Origin of the sequence: Cognatiyoonia sp. IB215446 (assembly GCF_033963825.1) — a bacterium.
Lineage (GTDB): Bacteria > Pseudomonadota > Alphaproteobacteria > Rhodobacterales > Rhodobacteraceae > Yoonia.
Genome location: NZ_JAXBMD010000004.1, coordinates 232,222 through 249,475 on the forward strand (window position 1 = coordinate 232,222; position 17,254 = coordinate 249,475).

Annotated in this window: 17 protein-coding genes; 8 read left to right on the forward strand and 9 right to left on the reverse strand. The window is 57.2% G+C overall.

Going from position 1 to position 17,254, the window contains the following annotated elements:
* Positions 1-65 precede the first annotated feature (65 nt).
* A complete protein-coding gene (locus SLH49_RS17035) occupies positions 66-791 on the forward strand; it encodes a GGDEF domain-containing protein (protein ID WP_320270354.1) in 726 nt (241 codons plus the stop codon).
* Here SLH49_RS17035 and SLH49_RS17040 read toward each other — a convergent pair.
* The 3 genes from SLH49_RS17040 to SLH49_RS17050 all read right to left on the reverse strand — a co-directional run bounded on the left by SLH49_RS17040 (position 788) and on the right by SLH49_RS17050 (position 3,710).
* The gene (locus tag SLH49_RS17040; protein ID WP_320270355.1) at positions 788-1,435 is read right to left on the reverse strand and encodes a hypothetical protein; all 648 of its coding nucleotides are present in this window, start codon (positions 1,433-1,435) and stop codon (positions 788-790) included. The genes SLH49_RS17035 and SLH49_RS17040 overlap by 4 nt on opposite strands.
* A 152-nt stretch (positions 1,436-1,587) precedes the next feature.
* Complete coding sequence (yghU, locus tag SLH49_RS17045) at positions 1,588-2,466, reverse strand: glutathione-dependent disulfide-bond oxidoreductase (RefSeq protein WP_320270356.1); 879 nt, start codon at positions 2,464-2,466, stop codon at positions 1,588-1,590.
* 152 nt (positions 2,467-2,618) lie between these two features.
* Positions 2,619-3,710 carry a LysM peptidoglycan-binding domain-containing protein gene (locus SLH49_RS17050; protein WP_320270357.1) on the reverse strand — a complete coding sequence of 364 codons (1,092 nt, stop codon included), beginning with the start codon at positions 3,708-3,710 and terminating at the stop codon, positions 2,619-2,621.
* A gap of 302 nt (positions 3,711-4,012) precedes the next feature.
* Here SLH49_RS17050 and SLH49_RS17055 point away from each other — a divergent pair, with 302 nt between their 5' ends.
* Positions 4,013-5,125: a LysM peptidoglycan-binding domain-containing protein gene (locus SLH49_RS17055; RefSeq protein ID WP_320270358.1), complete on the forward strand. Its 1,113-nt coding sequence runs from the start codon at positions 4,013-4,015 to the stop codon at positions 5,123-5,125.
* A 42-nt stretch (positions 5,126-5,167) separates the two neighbouring features.
* Here SLH49_RS17055 and SLH49_RS17060 read toward each other — a convergent pair whose 3' ends face one another.
* The gene (locus tag SLH49_RS17060; RefSeq protein ID WP_320238831.1) at positions 5,168-5,800 is read right to left on the reverse strand and encodes a response regulator transcription factor; all 633 of its coding nucleotides are present in this window, start codon (positions 5,798-5,800) and stop codon (positions 5,168-5,170) included.
* The gene (locus tag SLH49_RS17065) at positions 5,797-7,230 is read right to left on the reverse strand and encodes a cache domain-containing protein (RefSeq protein ID WP_320270359.1); all 1,434 of its coding nucleotides are present in this window, start codon (positions 7,228-7,230) and stop codon (positions 5,797-5,799) included. The genes SLH49_RS17060 and SLH49_RS17065 overlap by 4 nt, the downstream gene beginning before the upstream one ends.
* Before the next feature lie 245 nt (positions 7,231-7,475).
* Between SLH49_RS17065 and SLH49_RS17070 the strand changes: the two genes are divergently transcribed.
* The 6 genes from SLH49_RS17070 to SLH49_RS17095 all read left to right on the forward strand — a co-directional run bounded on the left by SLH49_RS17070 (position 7,476) and on the right by SLH49_RS17095 (position 14,215).
* Entirely contained in the window at positions 7,476-8,558 is a 1,083-nt protein-coding gene (locus tag SLH49_RS17070; protein WP_320270360.1) for a TRAP transporter substrate-binding protein, read from the forward strand.
* A 105-nt stretch (positions 8,559-8,663) separates the two neighbouring features.
* Positions 8,664-9,668 carry a TRAP transporter small permease subunit gene (locus SLH49_RS17075; RefSeq protein ID WP_320270361.1) on the forward strand — a complete coding sequence of 335 codons (1,005 nt, stop codon included), beginning with the start codon at positions 8,664-8,666 and terminating at the stop codon, positions 9,666-9,668.
* Between the two features lie 18 nt (positions 9,669-9,686).
* Positions 9,687-12,041 carry a TRAP transporter large permease gene (locus SLH49_RS17080; RefSeq protein WP_320270362.1) on the forward strand — a complete coding sequence of 785 codons (2,355 nt, stop codon included), beginning with the start codon at positions 9,687-9,689 and terminating at the stop codon, positions 12,039-12,041.
* Between the two features lie 78 nt (positions 12,042-12,119).
* Positions 12,120-12,845: a phosphatidylserine decarboxylase gene (locus SLH49_RS17085; RefSeq protein WP_320270460.1), complete on the forward strand. Its 726-nt coding sequence runs from the start codon at positions 12,120-12,122 to the stop codon at positions 12,843-12,845.
* Between the two features lie 3 nt (positions 12,846-12,848).
* A complete protein-coding gene (gene pssA, locus SLH49_RS17090) occupies positions 12,849-13,586 on the forward strand; it encodes a CDP-diacylglycerol--serine O-phosphatidyltransferase (RefSeq protein WP_320270363.1) in 738 nt (245 codons plus the stop codon).
* Positions 13,587-13,588: 2 nt separating this feature from the next.
* Positions 13,589-14,215, forward strand: coding sequence for a class I SAM-dependent methyltransferase (locus tag SLH49_RS17095; RefSeq protein ID WP_320270364.1), 627 nt, complete (start codon positions 13,589-13,591; stop codon positions 14,213-14,215).
* On the opposite strand, the gene SLH49_RS17100 is transcribed toward SLH49_RS17095, so the two are convergent.
* The 4 genes from SLH49_RS17100 to SLH49_RS17115 all read right to left on the reverse strand — a co-directional run bounded on the left by SLH49_RS17100 (position 14,212) and on the right by SLH49_RS17115 (position 17,202).
* Entirely contained in the window at positions 14,212-15,018 is an 807-nt protein-coding gene (locus SLH49_RS17100; protein ID WP_320270365.1) for an arginyltransferase, read from the reverse strand. The two genes, SLH49_RS17095 and SLH49_RS17100, sit on opposite strands and share 4 nt — an antisense overlap.
* Positions 15,019-15,191: 173 nt before the next feature.
* Complete coding sequence (locus tag SLH49_RS17105; protein ID WP_320270366.1) at positions 15,192-16,010, reverse strand: cobalamin B12-binding domain-containing protein; 819 nt, start codon at positions 16,008-16,010, stop codon at positions 15,192-15,194.
* Between the two features lie 221 nt (positions 16,011-16,231).
* Positions 16,232-16,705, reverse strand: a complete 474-nt coding sequence (locus SLH49_RS17110; RefSeq protein ID WP_320270367.1) for a DUF2852 domain-containing protein — start codon at positions 16,703-16,705, stop codon at positions 16,232-16,234.
* A gap of 56 nt (positions 16,706-16,761) precedes the next feature.
* Complete coding sequence (locus SLH49_RS17115; protein WP_320270368.1) at positions 16,762-17,202, reverse strand: DUF2852 domain-containing protein; 441 nt, start codon at positions 17,200-17,202, stop codon at positions 16,762-16,764.
* Between the last annotated feature and the right edge of the window lie 52 nt (positions 17,203-17,254).

The window sequence follows — 17,254 nt, forward strand, 5'->3', positions numbered from 1 at the left end:
AACGTATTTTAGGGGCTTGGGCCTAGCCTTCGCAAATGACGTCAACAAACGCATATATGAACAAGATGGCGCAGTTGATTGCTCCGAAACGCTGGTGGCATTGGCCCTTTGGTGTGGCGTTCTGGGGGGCGGCTGCGTCGATCATCGCCTACATCGTCGAATGGTTCTGGAAGCCTTCGGCGATGGGCCCGCCGCTTGAGCACTATATCGTGGTGACAGCCATGGCCGCGCCTTTGCTGATCGTCGGTCTGGCGCTTTTGGCGCATATGGATCGTTTGCATATGGAATTGGCGAAGCTGGCAGCGACCGACCCGCTTACCGAACTGATGAACAGGCGCGCGTTTCTGACCGCCTTGGAACAGGCTGGGTCAGGCGCGCTTTTGATGATTGATCTCGATTACTTCAAATCGGTCAATGACAGCTATGGCCACAATACGGGCGACGCGGTTCTGCTCCTCATGGCTGCCCGCTTGCGTCAGGTTGTGCGCAAGGATGATCTGGTCGGACGTCTGGGGGGAGAGGAGTTTGCAGTGTTTCTGCACGACGCAAATGCCGAAGGAATGAATATCTGGGGTCAGGACATATCTAACGGTGTCAGGTATCGCGACGAATCCGTGGAATTCGCGGTCACGGCCTCAGTTGGCGGCGTGATCATGCAAACGGACGATCATGTGCTGCACGCGCTCAACAAGGCCGATCAGGCACTCTATCAGGCCAAAGATGCAGGGCGCGCCCGGTTTCAGGAACACATCTCAGAAACACGGGCAGGTTCTCAAAAGAAATCGGCCTAGAGGTAGCGGCTACGCCGCATAAAAAGGTGTCGCGTCAGTTCGGCCAATTGGCTGCCAAACAAGATGACATGCGCAATTGTGAGAGCGGCGAGCAGCACCATCCCGTAAAGTGCTAGGATTTGCAGCATCGGGACCTGGAAATTCAACGTGGACAGGTTCGCGATGATCAAAGGGCCGTACCAGGACACGAACGATATAATGCCCATGGTCACGAACACGATCTTGCGGGGGAGCGACACGCCGTCCAGCATCCGATGCCCGATCTGCCCGTGAATGAAGGGGATGACACTGCGATGGATGAAATAGCCATTGATGGTCAGGATGCCTACAATCACCATCTTCGCCCAAACCTTTTCGTTGCCGAGTTTCACAGGCTCGTAGAACCAATAAAAGATCAGGAAACCAAGACCCGTCACCCAAAGCAGCTTGAGCCCGGCTGAGACGAGATCGGCCAGAAACGTGAACATCTCGAACGTCTGTTCCGTCGTCACACGGCCTAGAAAGAAGCGGATGATCATCAGATCCAGCAGCGTCGCAGCACCCAATCCAAGCGTTAGCCCGAGGAAATGAAAGATGCGCAGGATACTGCGGTTGAGTTGTTCAGGATCGCTTGAGAGGGCGGCAAAAAGCTCGGTCAGTTGCATGGCTCACATCCGGTTCGTAACGGCCCGCCCCCGCGAGACCTCTTACCGTCAGTGGCACCGATTGCGCCCTCTCTCACAAGTGTTTCCTGACGGACCTTACGGTATCGGCGGGATTGCGCGCCTTATCAGGGTATTTTGCCGCAATCCTGCCATTATTCGTCTGCGCTATTCTCTTTAACCGGTTTGATCTTGTCCCACGTCCGGGTCTCAAAGTCGGACGTGTCGTGCCGTTCGCGCAATTGGCCGCTCTCTTCGCCCCAGGCGCGATTCACCATCTTGCCACGCTTGTAGGCGGGACGTTCGGTGACCAGATCGGTCCAGCGGGCGACATTCTTGTAGGATTGCGCGTCAAGGAACGTTGCGGCCTCATCATAGATGGTGCCCTGCATCAGCGTGCCGTACCAAGGCGCGATGGCCATATCGGCGATCGTATAGGTGTCGCCTGAGATGTATTCGTTGTCGGCCAATTGCCGGTCGAGCACATCCAATTGCCGCTTGGTTTCCATCGCGAAGCGGTTGATGGGGTATTCGAACTTTTCGGGCGCATAGGCGTAGAAGTGGCCAAAACCGCCACCCAGATAGGGCGCGCTGCCCTGTAGCCAGAATAGCCAGTTGAGCGCTTCGGTCCTGGCGACGCCGTCTTCGGGCAGGAAGGCACCGAATTTCTCGGCGAGATACAAAAGAATGGCGCCGCTCTCAAACACGCGGCTGCCAGTGCCATGATCCATCAATGCGGGAATCTTGGAATTGGGGTTTACACCCACAAACCCGCTCCCAAATTGATCACCTTCCTGAATGTTGATCAGCCACGCATCGTATTCAGCGTCATGCCCTGCTGCCAGCAACTCCTCCAGCATCACGGTGACCTTGACCCCGTTGGGCGTGGCCAGCGAGTAAAGCTGCAAAGGGTGTTCGCCAACCTGCAGGTCCTTGTCATGCGTCGGGCCCGCTATAGGGCGGTTGATGTTGGCGAACCGACCGCCGCTTTCGGCGTCCCAGGTCCAAACTTTGGGTGGTGTATAGGTGGTCATCGGGGCGCTCCTGCTGCAATTTGGTTTGCGTGCAGCAAGCCGCCTAATGCGCGCGAATACAAGGCTCAATCAGGGCACATGCGCTGTGCAAAAATGATGCGCGCGGCGAGGTATTCGCTAGCCGCGCGCGTTTTTTCGGAACAGGTAAAGGCTTAGCCCTGCGTATTCGCCCGATGCTCGGTCAGGTGGCGGCGGATGATTTCAAACCACTCGCCTGTTTCCTTGATCTGATTCAGGCCCGAGTTGAACTCGGCCAGCATCTCGGCCCCTTGCGGGTGGTTCTTCGAGATAACAGCGTGAATGGTCAAAACCTGGCTCAGCGGTTCGTTATAGCGGATCTGATCCGTCGTTCCAGTTTCCACCATCTTGCCCTCAGCAGTGTCGACTGCAATGGCGACGGCATCGACGCTGCCATCTACGAGGCCAGTGAAGCATTCAGCGGGATCGCTGGGGCGCACTAGCGTAATGTTAGGCTCCTTCAGATCGTTTTCTTCCAATTGGAAGGTGGCATAGCCCGCCGGTCGACAAATCGTCTTACCAAAGAGATCAGAGTAAGACGTGAGTGCTGGCTCGGATTCGCGCGTGTAGTAGCCAAAGACCTGTTCGAACATCGGCTCTGACCAATCAAAGTTGTTACAGCGGAACTGGCTGTCTTCGCCAAGGCGGGCGATTTGATCGCAGTTCGGCTTGAACCAGCTAAGGCTGAAATCATAGGCAATGTCAGTGATCAAAGGCGTCAGATGGGCGCCCCAATCATTGATAAAGTCGATCTTGTAAGGCGTGCCGTTTGCAGAATTCGCCAAGGCAACATTCGCAATCTCGGTGATCATGCCGCCCTGTTCCTGCTCTTCATTGGCGAACGGTGCCCAATTAGTGCCCTGTGCGACGCGAATTTGGCGCGCGTTGGGGAAAGGCAGGCGTTCGGTCGTCGGCTCCGGCCGGAAAGCTGCAGCTGTCGACGCGACCGTTTCGTTCAGGCAGGGAATGTCGATCTGCAAACCGACAGAAATAACGCCCGGGTTGCCACCGATTGCGTCGGAATTGGCACTGTAGATGATTTGGAAGGCCGACGCGTCATCATAGACCGCCGCAGCGATTTGCGACAATGAATCGCCAGGTTGAACCGTATAGGTTTCGCCACATTTTGGCGCGCTCTGCGCTGCGGCTTGGGTAGAGAAAGATGCGGCAATTGCGGTGACTGCGACTGCACATGTCGTACTTAAATGGGTGGAGATGCGTGGCATTTTTTGTCCTCGGTTTCGGGGGTACAAAACTCGCTAACTCTTTGGAACTGATAACATTCTTGGGTATTGGCTGGTAGGATGCAGTGTTCTGTGGCGGCTTTGGGGCTGGGCCGGTCCACTATTGTGGCATTCTGGGTAATGAAATTTGGAGTCCAGATTTCATGAAAAACCCATGTAAGTCATTCATTTTCGTGAAAAAAGTATCAGATTTTATTATTTCATGTGATCAGATTTTGTCAACATTTTGCCTTTTTTTGGTCGATAGTGGCTGCAAAGGAAACGCAATCGGAAAAGGCATCCGCATGAGGCTGAAACATCTTGAAAGAACTGCAGAAGAAGTTTCGTCAGTTTTGGTTACTGGGTCGGCGAGCTTTGCGCTTGCATTCACCGCTCTTGCTTTCGCGCCTAAGCCGGCCAGCGCACAAGAGTTATGTTCCACCTACACGGTGGTTCGGGGCGACACGCTGAGCGGCATCGCGGGTGCGGCGGATGTGCCGGGCGGTTTTCAGTTCCTGTTCAATGCCAACACCGATGTGCTGGCCAATCCAAACCTGCTTGAGGTAGGGCAGGTCATCAAGATCCCCTGCGCCGACGGATCCTTGCCAGGTGCCGCAGCGTCGGTCGTGCGACCGGCGACGCCATTGGCTGCAGCCCAACCGACGGAGTTGAGCCGCCCCATTCGCATCGCGACAGCCACAGGATATGCGCCCTTCACGGATGAAGGTTTGCCGGGTGGTGGCATGATCACCCAGATGGTGGACCGGTCCATGCAATTGGGCAACCCTGATCAGGAATACACGCTGGTCTTCATCAATGATTGGGGGTCGCATCTTGAAACGCTGCTGCCTTCGGGCGCCATTGACATGGTCTTCCCGTGGTTCCGGCCCAATTGCGACCGGGTCGAGAACCTTTCACCCGCTAGCGCATATCGCTGCACTGACTTCAATCACTCCGAGCCTTTTTATGAGCTTTTCGTCGATTTCTACACGCTCAACGGCAGTGCTTATGCGGCTGCCGACAGCTATGACGACCTGATCGGGGCGCGGATCTGCCGGCCAGAGGCTTGGTTCACCTTTGATCTCGAAGCGGAAGGACTTACACCGCCAAATGTGGAGTATATCACCACCGTCGAGCAAAACGGCTGCTGGCCGCTTCTTGTGACCGGAGAGGTCGATATCGTCACCTATGATGCGCTTCCCGCCGAAGAAGACGCCCGCAATGCCGGGCTGACGGATCAGATCACCACACTTGAGGCGCTACGTGGGACGGTGACGTCGCACGTGTTTGTCTCCAAGAACAACCCGATTGCGAATGAGGCCTTGCCGATCCTGAATGCGGGGCTGGAAGAATTACGGCTTTCGGGTGAGTGGTTCAGCATCGTGCGCGAAAGCATCAGGGAAACGGTCGAGAACTAAGCTCGCTGTCACGACGGTCTGGCCGCTCCACAGGTGGCCAGATCAAATACCGGTGCCCTGCAGCACCCCATGTTCCATTGCATAGCGGGTGAGCCCTGCGGTGGAACTGATCCCTAGTTTGCGTTTGATATTCTTGCGGTGCGTTTCCACGGTACGGACAGAGATATTCAACGTGTTGGCCACATCCTTGTTGGATTGGCCCTGGGCGAGTTCGAGCAGTATGGTCTGTTCGCGGCTTGTCAGCGTCTCGCGCCCATCGCTGATCTTCGGTTGAAGCGCGCGTTTGGCGCCTGTGCAAAGATACTCCTGCCCATCCATCACCGTCTCTATCGCCGTCTTGATTTCATCGGTGGGTACATCCTTGAGGATATATCCTCGTGCACCGTGGCTGAGGGCCGTGGAGATGTATTCAGGGCTGTCATGCATCGACAGGACAAGAATGCGCGTATTGGGCCGCTCTTCCAGGATCATCTCGGTTGCATTCAGGCCGGAAAGGCCGGGCATATTGAGGTCCATCAGGATCACATCGGGGGCGAGTTCATTGACGCGATCCACTGCCTCTTGCCCGTTACCCAGCGTGCCCACGACACTGATATCATCATAGCTTTCAAGGATTGCCTGGATCCCTTCGGTCACCATTGGATGATCATCAACAATCAGAACACGTGTGGTCATGCGCTTTCCTTGGTTGTCTTTTGGGGGCTGAGCATATGGGTCAGCGGCACCTGTGCCTCTATGACAGTACCGGTTTTGCCGGTCCGGGCCGAGAGGATGCGGAGCGTACCGCCCAATTGCTCAATCCGTTCCTGCATGTTGCGTAGGCCTAGCCCGCCCAAAACGCGCCGGGACGGGCGGGGCCATATCATGCCGATGCCATCGTCCTTGATCTGCAACATCGCGCCGTTGCGATGGCCCTTGATGCTGATGAACACATTCTCGGCCTGCGCATGCCGTTCGATATTGTTCAGCGCTTCCTGCGCGATCCGATAAAGCGCGATCCGCGCCTCTTGATCCAGCCGGTTGCGGAAGACCACGGTCTCAAACTCGGTCTGGATGCCGGTGCGGGTGCTGAAATCCTCGGTCAACGCCTGCAGCGCGGGGCCGAGGCCAAGGTCATCCAAGACGCCGGGGCGCAGGTCGCGGCTGATCCGGCGGACCTCTTGTATGGTCGATCCTAACCCGTCGATCCCCTTGTCGAGCAGATTGCTGGTTGCCGGATCACCGGCCAGTTTGCGTTTGGTCAGTTCCAGTGCATAGCGGACGCCGACCAGCATCTGGCTGATCCCGTCATGCAGTTCACGTGCAACGCGCCCACGCTCTTCTTCCTGTGTGTCGATGATCCGCTGGGTGAGCTGTTTCAGCTTGGCATCGGCCAGTCGCCGTTCGCGGACATTCAGAACCATGCCTGTCATGAACACACCAAGCAGCGCCACCACGGCAATCCCAACGATGTAATAGGACGTCGTTTGAATACGTGTCTCGACTTCCGCCCTTGCGGCGGCCACGTTTTCCAGCACGTCATCGATGAAAACACCCGTCCCGATGACCCAGCGCCAATCCTGCAGGCCGTTGACATAGACGATCATCCGCTCGGTCGCCCCGGTGGAGGGTTTGGGCCAGTCAAAGCTGTGATAGCCGCCGCCGGTGCGGGCGATCCGGATTAGCTCGTCAGTAATGGGGGTGCCATTGAGGTCTTCCAACCCGGTCCAGTTCTTACCAATCAGATAGGTCTGGCGCGGTGCAACAAGGTTGTTGCCGTCATAGTCAAAGACGAAGAAGTATCCGTCTTGGCCATAAAGCATTGCCGCCAACTCACGCGTCACGGCCAGCTTTGCCTCGTCATCGTCAGGTGCGGCCCGCCCATAGGTGTTTACGACGGCAGTGCGCGCGATGGACAGATAATTCTTCAACTCGGCGCGCTTGGTCTCGATCAGCTGCGTCTCAAGCGCTTGGATCTCGCGCTCAGCCAATTGGCGCGATTGTGATGTGACCACCAGAAAGATCAGGAATACGGCAACGATCAGCGGCAAGGTGGCCAGAAGAAACACCTTTTGCCCATAGCTAATGCTGATCATATCACGCAGTCGCATGAAAAGTCCCGTCATGGCCTGATCGTTACGCGGGAATCGTTCTTGACGCAAATTCGACCCGCAAAAGTATTCAACCCAAATCAGCCCAATTGGTGGTCGCACGCCCGACAAACGGCGATAAAATGTGACAGAAATGCGAAATCTACGCAGTACTGCGTATTTCGTCTTGCAAGTCCGCAGAGTAGGGTGCCGCCACGAAATCCATTGGGGGGCGTGGTTTCGTGCTCCCCTTGAGACGTTAATAATCGGGAGGATACTCTATGGATCGTCGTTCATTTCTGAAAAACTCGGCACTTGGCGGGACGGCTGCCGCAGCAACAACGCTGGCCGCACCGGCCTATGCGCAAGGCAACCGGACGCTGACGCTGGTGACCACATGGGGTCGCGGTCTGGCCGGTGTGCATGATGCCGCACAACGTGCGGCTGACACGATCACCGCGATGTCCGGTGGATCGCTGACAATCGACCTTAAAGCCGCCGGCGAACTTGTTGGCGCGTTTGAGGTTTTTGATGCCGTGACCTCTGGTCAGGCCGACATGTATCATGGTGCCGACTACTACTTTGTCGGTCAGCATCCGGGCTATGCATTCTTCACGTCGGTGCCATTCGGGATGACACCGATTGAGATCATGAACTGGTACTATCAGGGCGACGGCCAGGCGCTGCATGATGAGCTGGGCTCGATCTTTGGTCTGAAATCCTTCCTTGCCGGGAACACAGGTCCACAGGCTGGTGGCTGGTTTGCCAAGGAAATCGCAGGTCCGGAAGACTTCCAAGGTCTAAAGTTCCGTATGCCGGGCCTTGGCGGTGAAGCGCTGGGCAAGATGGGCGCGTCGGTGCAGAACTTGCCCGGTGCGGAAGTGTATCAGGCGCTGGCCTCCGGTGCGATTGACGGGACTGAGTGGATTGGCCCATGGGCCGACGAAAAGGCCGGTTTCCAGGAAATCACCAAGTTCTACTACACCGCCGGTATGCACGAGCCGGGTGCGGCCCTGTCGCTCGCCACAAACTTGGACGTGTGGGAAAGCCTCAGCCCCGAGCACCAGAAGATCGTCGAGATCGCTTCGGGTGAAGCGCATCAGTGGAACCTTGCGCAGTTTATGAACAATAACGGTGCCGCACTGCAACGTCTGCAGGCCGGTGGTGTGAAGGTTCTGGAATTCCCTGACAGCGTCTGGGACGCAATGGGTGCCGCAGCGCGCGAAACGCTGGACCAGTATAACGGTGACGACATCTATGATCGTATCCGCACCAGCTATAACGCCTCCATGGCAGCGTCCTCAGGCTGGATCACCCAGTCTGAAGGTGCCTACCGCGCGCAGCGCGACCGGGTCATGGGCTAAGCGCCAAACACGAACAAAGAAAGGGTCCGCTGAAGCGGGCCCTTTCGGCTAAAAATAATCATCTGTCACAGGCTTGGGGTGGAGCCTTAGACGACAGGGGGGATCATGGAAGAAGAGATCACGTGCAGCGGTTTTTTCCGCGCATCGGTCGAGGATACGGTCAGCTGTCTTGACAGTTTTCAGGCCTCCGGCTGGTGGCAATTCATTTTGGGCAACCTGCTGGAAGCCTTTTACAACATCTTCTACGCGCTCCTGAATCCGCAGCTTTGGCTCGCCTGGCTGCCCTTTATCAACGCCCCGATGGATGACCTTGAGGTTAAGCAATCGTTGATGCGCTTTATCTATTACGGCGCGTCCGTTGAGTTCTTCTTTGTTGTCCTTGTCATCTTCCTGATCGTGACGATCATCGGTTTCATCAACAACCGCTTCATGTGGGGCTGCGTGCGGGGCCTTGAGGGCTTTGCCAACATCGTCGGGCGCACCGCTGCTTGGGCGGGCCTTTTGATGGTGCTGCAGCAGATCGTTATCATCTTCATGCAACGGGTCTTTGCGGTCTCTGAAATCGGCATCGGCTTTGGCGTGACCTTCACCAAGGACGTCAGTTGGTGGTCGGAAGAGCTGAAATTCTACAATGCGATGATCGTCTGCCTCTGTGCGGCCTACACATTCGTGCAGGGCGGCCATGTGCGGGTCGATCTTGTCTATTCCGCGATCAGCTACCGCGCCAAACGTGTGATCGACATGTTCGGATCGCTGGTCCTGATGGTGCCTGCCGCGATCATCACATGGCTTTACGGCTGGTTTTTCATGTGGCGGCATCTGGTGGTGCCGAACCCGTCTGCCTCAAGCTCGCTTGATCGTTTGCTGACACAGGCCCGCGCCGTCCGCTGGAATATTGAAACCATCGGTTTCTCGCCCAACGGCTTTAACGCCTATTTTCTATTCAAGGTCCTGCTCGTCGTCTTCACTCTGATGGTGCTGCTGCAGGCCGTCGCGTTCTTCTATCGCTCGTATCTGGAGTGGAAAGAGGGCCCTGAAAGTGAGGGCAAGTTCCTCGACAAAGACAAGATCGGTGACCCAACCGCCGAACTTGCCGCTGACATCCACTAAGACCAAGGACGCTTACCCATGCTATTCGGACTTGATGGGATCGAAGTCGGTATCATTATCGTCTTTCTGACCTTGTTTGCCGGGATCCTGTCCGGTTTCCCGGTGGCCTTTGCCATCAGCGGCTCTGCAGTGATTTCCTTTGCGATCATTGCCGCCCTCGACAGTGCGGGGCTCTTGATCCATGCCGCCGTTGATACGAATTCCGCAGAATATGCTGCCTTGATCGCCGAAGGGGTCAGGCCCGACGCGATCTCGGTTTTCCGATACCCTGAACTGCCGCGATACGAGGATGTGTTGTTCCCGCAGGGCTGGGAAGTCGCACTCGACCGCAATATCGGCTTTATGGTCAACCGCATGAACGAACGCGTGCTGGCGGGCCAGTCGATTGAGACGCTGCTGGCGGTACTGATGTTCGTGATGATGGGGATCGTGCTTGAGCGGTCGCGGATCGCGGATGAGCTTCTCACGACCATGGCCAAGGTCTTTGGCCCGCTGCCGGGTGGTTTGGCCGTGTCCATCGTGATCGTGGGTGCGTTTCTGGCCGCCTCGACCGGGATCGTTGGGGCGACGGTTGTCACCATGGGCCTGTTGGCCCTGCCGACGATGCTGAAGAACGGGTATTCACCGCAGCTTTCCACCGGTGTCATCGCGGCCTCTGGGACATTGGGGCAGATCATTCCGCCCTCCATCGTTATCGTTTTGTTGGGTACGCTTGCGGGGGATCTTTATTCCGCAGCACAGGAGGACCGCGCGCAGCTTGCGGGCTGTTCGGATGCACTCACATTCCTAGGTGAGCCTGCGGTGGTTTCGGTTGGCACTTTGTTCCAGGCCGCATTGCTGCCGGGCATCATGCTGGCTGCGCTCTACGCGGCCTATGCGTTCGGCTTTGCCCTGTTCAATCCCTCAAAGGCACCGCCCGTCCAGCTTGATGGCACCGCCGAGGGCGAGGTCATCACCCGCAACGAAAGCTTCACATGGTTCCTGGCCGTGCCAGTGGGCATCATCGGGTTGGCCATTGGGTTGGGGCAGGCGAATATCGTCGGCTCGCAATCAGTCATCGTCGACAGCTTTACCGATGCGGGGCAAACCGCATCTTTGCGCACGCGGGTGAGCGAGGAATGCCAGGCCTCCATGATTGACCTGCACGGACAAGCCGCCTGGGATCAGGCGGTGGCCGAGCAGGCCGCGATTGACGAGGCGGGTGGCGTGACCGAAGCGCGCGCGCTGTCGGATGAGGAGCGTGCCGCGTTGGTTTTGGAAAAGGTCGACGCAGCGGCGCCGATTGGGACCGGTATTGCCATCACCGCTGTCCTGTTGGGCCTCATGCTGGCTATCGCGCGCGGTGTCGCGCCGACGGCGGATCATCGTCCTCTGATGATCGGGGCGGGGGGTATCGGTCTGCTCCTGTTGGTTGACATCATCTTCATCTCACCGCTCACAACGCCGGGTTGGACCACGCTGATGATCCTGATACCGCTGGCGGTGACCTATATCGGGCTCAAACCGGCGGCTGGCTTCCTTGCATCAAACGAGATCCTTCGGGTTGTCTTCCCACCGCTTGTTCTGATCGTTGCGGTGTTGGGCTCTATCCTCGGCGGGATCACCAACCCGACACCGGCAGCCGCCCTTGGGGCAGGGGGGGCGATCCTGCTTGCCACCTATCGCAAGCGCAAGGATCAGGGCAAATCGGGCCGGATCGTGATGCTGACGGCGGGTGCGATTGTCCTGATGCTGATCGTCGGGGTGAACTTCGACATGCGGCTTGGGCAGGAAGTTGTTCTGTTCGAAAACCGCCTCGCCTATCTGGTCGCCTTTGGCTGCTTCCTCTTCTCGCTCTTCGGCCTGCTTTGGTCCTGCTGGGTCCTGATCTCGGGCGGCGTGCTCGGCCCCGTTGTGCGCGAGACCGCAAAAGTCACATCGATGGTCTTTACCATCCTGATCGGTTCACAGTTGTTAAACCTCGTCCTGATCTCGTTCGGGGGGGAGCATTACATCCAGCAGTTCCTGCGCTCGTTCGACAATGAATGGCAGGTCTTCCTGCTCGTGATGCTGGTTCTCTTCGTGTTGGGCTTCGTGCTCGATTTCCTTGAGATCATCTACATCGTCATCCCCATTGTGGGGCCGGTCATCTATGGCGGCACGTTTGATCCCAAATGGGTGACGATCATGATCGCAGTGAACCTGCAGACATCCTTCCTGACCCCGCCCTTTGGCTTTGCGCTGTTTTACTTACGCGGTGTGGCACCAAAGACCATCACGACCGGGCAGATCTATAGAGGTGTGATGCCGTTCATCGTTATTCAGGTCGTGGGATTGCTACTCCTCGCGTTCTTCCCTGGGGTGGTCACGATTGTGCCGAACCTGCTGAACTGACGACGGTTCTGAGGGCGGTGGCACTTGCACCGCCCCAGACGCTCTGTCAGGTTCGAGCCAGTTGTTGCCAGTGCCGAGATTCAGTCGGGAAAAGGAACTGCCCCGCACAGCATGAACATGCTCGCAACATTCATCAAACCGATGCATCCGGAAGGTCGGAGGTTCGTGGTGATCTTTGCCGCGATCACATTCGTCCTGTTCTGGATCTGGAACGTACTCGGTTGGATCGGCGTCGGGTTGACGATCTGGTGCTATTACTTCTTCCGCGACCCGCAGCGGACCACGCCAATACGTGAGGGGTTGATCGTCAGCCCCGCCGACGGCGTTGTCTCGCAGATCGAGAAGGCCGCGCCACCGCCGGAACTGGGTATGCCGGATACAGCGCTGACCCGTGTAAGCGTGTTCATGAATGTGTTCAACTGCCACGTGAACCGCGCGCCGGTGGCGGGTGAGGTCGCGGCACTCGCTTATCGCCCCGGCAAGTTCTTAAATGCCTCGCTCGACAAAGCGAGCGAAGACAATGAGCGCAACTCGCTTTGCCTGCAGATGCCCGATGGTCGGCAGATCGCTGTTGTGCAGATCGCGGGTTTGGTGGCCCGGCGCATTGTGTGCTTTATTGAAAAGGGGGCTGCGCTGCAGACAGGCGAGCGGTTCGGGCTGATCCGGTTTGGGTCGCGGCTGGATGTTTATCTGCCAGAGGGTGTCGCGCCGCTTGTCGCAGTCGGGCAGGGGATGATTGCTGGGGAGACAGTGCTTGCTGACCTCAAATCGGACGAGCCACACCGCGATGGACGCACGGCCTGAGCCATGGTGCAGCAAGCCTCCCCACGTTCAGAACTCCCGATTGTCACGCTGTTGCCGAATCTGGTCACGCTTGCGGCCATTTGCGCGGGCCTCACGGCCATACGGTTTGGGTTTCAGGGCAATTACGAACAGGCGGTGCTGCTCGTCTTGCTGGCCTGCGTCTTTGATGCGGTGGATGGGCGCCTCGCACGTCTTCTGAAATGCGAAAGCAAGATGGGCGCGGAACTCGATTCACTTGCGGACTTCCTGAACTTTGGCGTCGCCGCACCGTTGCTCCTTTACCTCTTTGCGTTGCAGGACATGCGCAGTGCAGGCTGGATTACGGTGCTAGTGTTTGCGCTTTGCTGCGTGATCCGATTGGCACGTTTTAACGTGACCGCAAAAAACCGCGACGGGGAAAGACAAGCGCAGTATTTTATCGGTGTGCCGGCGCCGGCGGGGGCCATGCTGGTTCTGATGCCGATGTTCATCTCGTTTCTTTTCGCAAATGAATCGATCATTCCGCCAATCGTGGTGGCGCTTTGGACGGCCATCATCGGGGTGTTAATGATCAGCACCATGCGCACCTACTCATTCAAAATGCTGACAGTGTCGCGCGAAAATGTGCCCTTTGTGCTGTTGGGCGCGATGGTGATTGTGGCGGCGCTGCTGACCTATGTCTGGGTCACATTGGTGGCGATCAATCTGGTTTATATTGCCGGTGTGATCTGGGCGTGGCGCCGAGGCAAATTGAAGGACTAGCTATGGATATCAATGCCGTCGGGACCTCATATGCGCGATGGGCGCCGATCTATGACCGCACTTTTGGTGCGATCACCAATAGGGGGCGCCGCAAGGCCGTTGCCTATATCAATGCCCACGGCCAGAAGGTGCTGGAAGTTGGTGTGGGCACCGGGCTGTCCTTGCGCAACTACGATCCCAAACTGTCGGTGACAGGTATCGACTTCAGTCATGACATGCTCGCCAAGGCCAAAGAGAAGGTGGCCGAGGAGGGGTTGGCGCATGTCGGGGAACTCCGCCAGATGGATGCCCGCCATCTGGATTTCCCAGACGACAGCTTTGATACGATTGCGCTGATGCATGTCATCTCGGTTGTGCCGGAGCCGGAAAGGGTCATGGCCGAAATCGCGCGGGTCTGCAAGCCGGGAGGCAAGGTGGTGATCACCAACCATTTTGCACGCGACAAGGGGTTTCTGGCATTGGTTGAAAAACTGACAGCACCTTTCGCCAACCTGTTGGGCTGGCATTCGGATTTCGAAATGGGGACCGTCTTGCGCGAAGACAGGCTGTCGGTGTTGGAGCAATCCACCATTCCGCCCATGGGCATGATGACATTTCTGGTTTTGGAGAAGGCGCGCGCTGCGCCCTAGTTACGCCCGTCCGGCAGACTGATCTGCGCAACCTGTTCAGCGATGGGATCGGTCGAAAGCGGGTGAACTTCAGCGTCGTAGCTTTTGGGGTCGCCAATCGGGCTCCAGGTGCCGTGGCGATAGACTTCAAGGCCCTTGAATTTCGCCTTGTAGTCCATCTTTGGGCTGCCGGGCACCCAATAGCCCAGATAGACGTAGGGCAGGTTCAATTCGCGCGCGATCACGATGTGATCAAGGATGATGTAAGTCCCCAGCGACAGCTTCTGATGTGCCGGATCGAAAAAGGAATAGACCATCGACAGGCCGTCATCGAGGATATCGGTCAGGCACACGGCACGCAGCTCATCTTCCTCGTCATATTCGATCAGGCGCGACCGGATCGGCGTTTCCTCGACCATCGCGGCAAACTCGAACATATCCATGTCCGCCATACCACCGGTTGCATGCCGCCCGTCGAGATACTGACGGAAAAGCGTGTATTGCTCTTCGGTGGCCCAAGGCGAGGTTGCGCGCCTTTTTAGATGGTCGGCGCGCTTTTGCACCCGGCGCTGACTGCGGCTTGGCGCAAATTGCGACACATCAATGCGCGCAGACATGCAGGCCGAGCATTCTGAACAGGAAGGACGGTAGAGAACATTCTGCGACCGCCGGAAGCCCTGTTTCGACAGCGCATCGTTCAGTTTTGTCGCTGTGTCACCCTGCAGGGCGGTGAACAGCTTTCGCTCCATCCGCCCTTCAAGGTAAGGGCAGGGCTGCGGCGCAGTTACATAGAACTGCGGAGCAATGGGAAGCGTGTGGCGCATCGTGAATCCGTCTGGTTTCCGAAAACACTAGCAACCGATGCCGCATCCGCCAAGCCTTTCGATTAACCTATGGTTAAGGCTAAGCGGTGCGTCGCAAAAATGTGCGGTGCGCAACCTTTGGATGTGCTGCGATCCTTGATGCATCCGCATCAGCTTTCATCTGCAAATCGGGTTTATGGCTGGAGCGTTTGCCATAGCTGGTTCATCAGCGCTTTTGCTGCGTGAATATCGCTGGCAAGCCCATCAACACCGATCAGTTCGATGGCGTCCGCAGCCTCTTCCACGATGTGTCCGCTGACGAATATCATCGCATCGGGCCGGTTGATCCGCAGCGCCACAATCAGCCGCGACAAGGCCTGCAAGGAATGGGCACCGCCGGCCGATATTCCAATGAGCTGTGTGGGCGCGTTTGATATGTGCGACACCAGCGCATCATGATCGCCTTCTATCTGCAGGTCGATCCACCACCCGTCCCTGCGAAAAAGATCGGTCGCCATGCGAATGCCCAAAGTGTGTGTATCACCTGGGGCGATCGTGAAGATTGCAGATTTGGTCGCTACCGCGATGGGCAATTGAGTCTGCCGCCGCATGGCGCGCATGATGGCATACATGCGGCTTGTGCCGAGAGTTACTTCGGCAAATGTGGCCAGATCATTGTCCCACCAGCTGCCAAGCATCCGCGCCGCACCCGCCAAATAGGTCAGATAAATCGACTCGATTGACGCACCCGCCGAACGCGCCTCCTGAATAAACGCGGCACCTGCCTGGTCATCCTCCGAGATCAATGCATAGCAAAAGCTTTCCAGCTGATATTCCGATGGCCTTTGTGCCCGTATCTCGGTCCCCTGATCTGCCAGGCGGCGGATGACTTCGCGTGCCAGTCCTGCGACAGATGCAGGAGGCAATCGTGATTTTAACTCACGAATCTGGCTTTGTGATTTGGCATAAAGCGTGGCATCCAAAAGGTGGGCATCCGGGCCTTCTTCAAACATCGTCCCCTCCCTGGGAAAATGCAGGTGGCGCAAAAACGGCTGATCACTCGATATGCGGCTTGATGTGTAACAGGCTGACGTAAAGTAACGTGTCAATCAATATTGACACGTTGTATTTGGCGCGGAGGTGGTCAATTTGACGCAGGCATTGGGGGCGACCGCTGCCGCGCGCGCGATGCTGCGTGGCGAACGGCAACCCATAGTTGACGCCCATATGGCCCTTAGTCTGTTGCGTCGTCTATGACGTCTGTGTCTGCTGTCGCGCGCCTGACAAGTTCTGCGCGGCGATCAAGGAAATCGTCAAACTCAGACTTATCCTTGGCGGCGCGCAACCGGCCCAGGAAGTTTTCGAAGTTCTCCTGCTCTTCTTCAAGGCGACGCAGGGTTTCGGAGCGATAGGCGTCAAAGCTGGCGTTGCCACTTGATCTGTGCTGCGCCTCTGGCGCGAGGGGCATGATGTCGTCCAGTTGTGGAATTTGCGGAGCGGGGCCCCACGTGTCCGGCGCAAAACCGCCGCGCCAGCCGATGATGGCCGCAACCACGATGCCGCCAAAGAGCGAATAGTTGAAGGCGAAGATGACGGCGAGAATACCGAAAGCGCCGAACAGGACGGTTGAAATGATCTGCACCGGAACTGGAAGGTTTTGTGCTGGCTTGTGTCTATGATTTTCGGCGGACATTGGAATGCTTGTCATGTGATGTACTCCTGAAATGAAAAGCTCCCCCGGATTGGGGGAGCTTTCTGGGGTCCTTAGGCTTGACCCGTTGGTTCATCCGGCGTGCTGTCTGTCGTATTCGCCGCAGCGGCGCGTTCGTTCATGAACTGGTCGAACTCGGCCTTGTCCTTGGCTTCACGCAAGCGCTTGAGGAAGTCCTCAAACTTGTCCTGCTCTTCCTCCAGACGGCGCAGTGTTTCGGCCTTGTAGGCGTCAAATGCGCTGTTGCCCGAAGATTTGCTCATGTGGCGGGGGCGATAGCGGGTCATGGATTTGCAGGAATTGCTGAACATGCGTTTGCTCCAGATCATGTAGGCGAGGATGGCTAGGCCGATTGGCCAGACAAAGATGAAGCCCAGAACCATGGCGGCGATCCAGGCGCCCTGGCCGCGCTCATCAAGCCAGGCCTCGGCACGGGCGAAAAAGCCGGGACGGTGGCTATAGGCCATCGGGGCTGGGTTGGTGGCGGTGTTCATTCTTGGGCTCCTTATCTCTTGGTGTGAATTTTAATGTGAATGTCTTTCACAT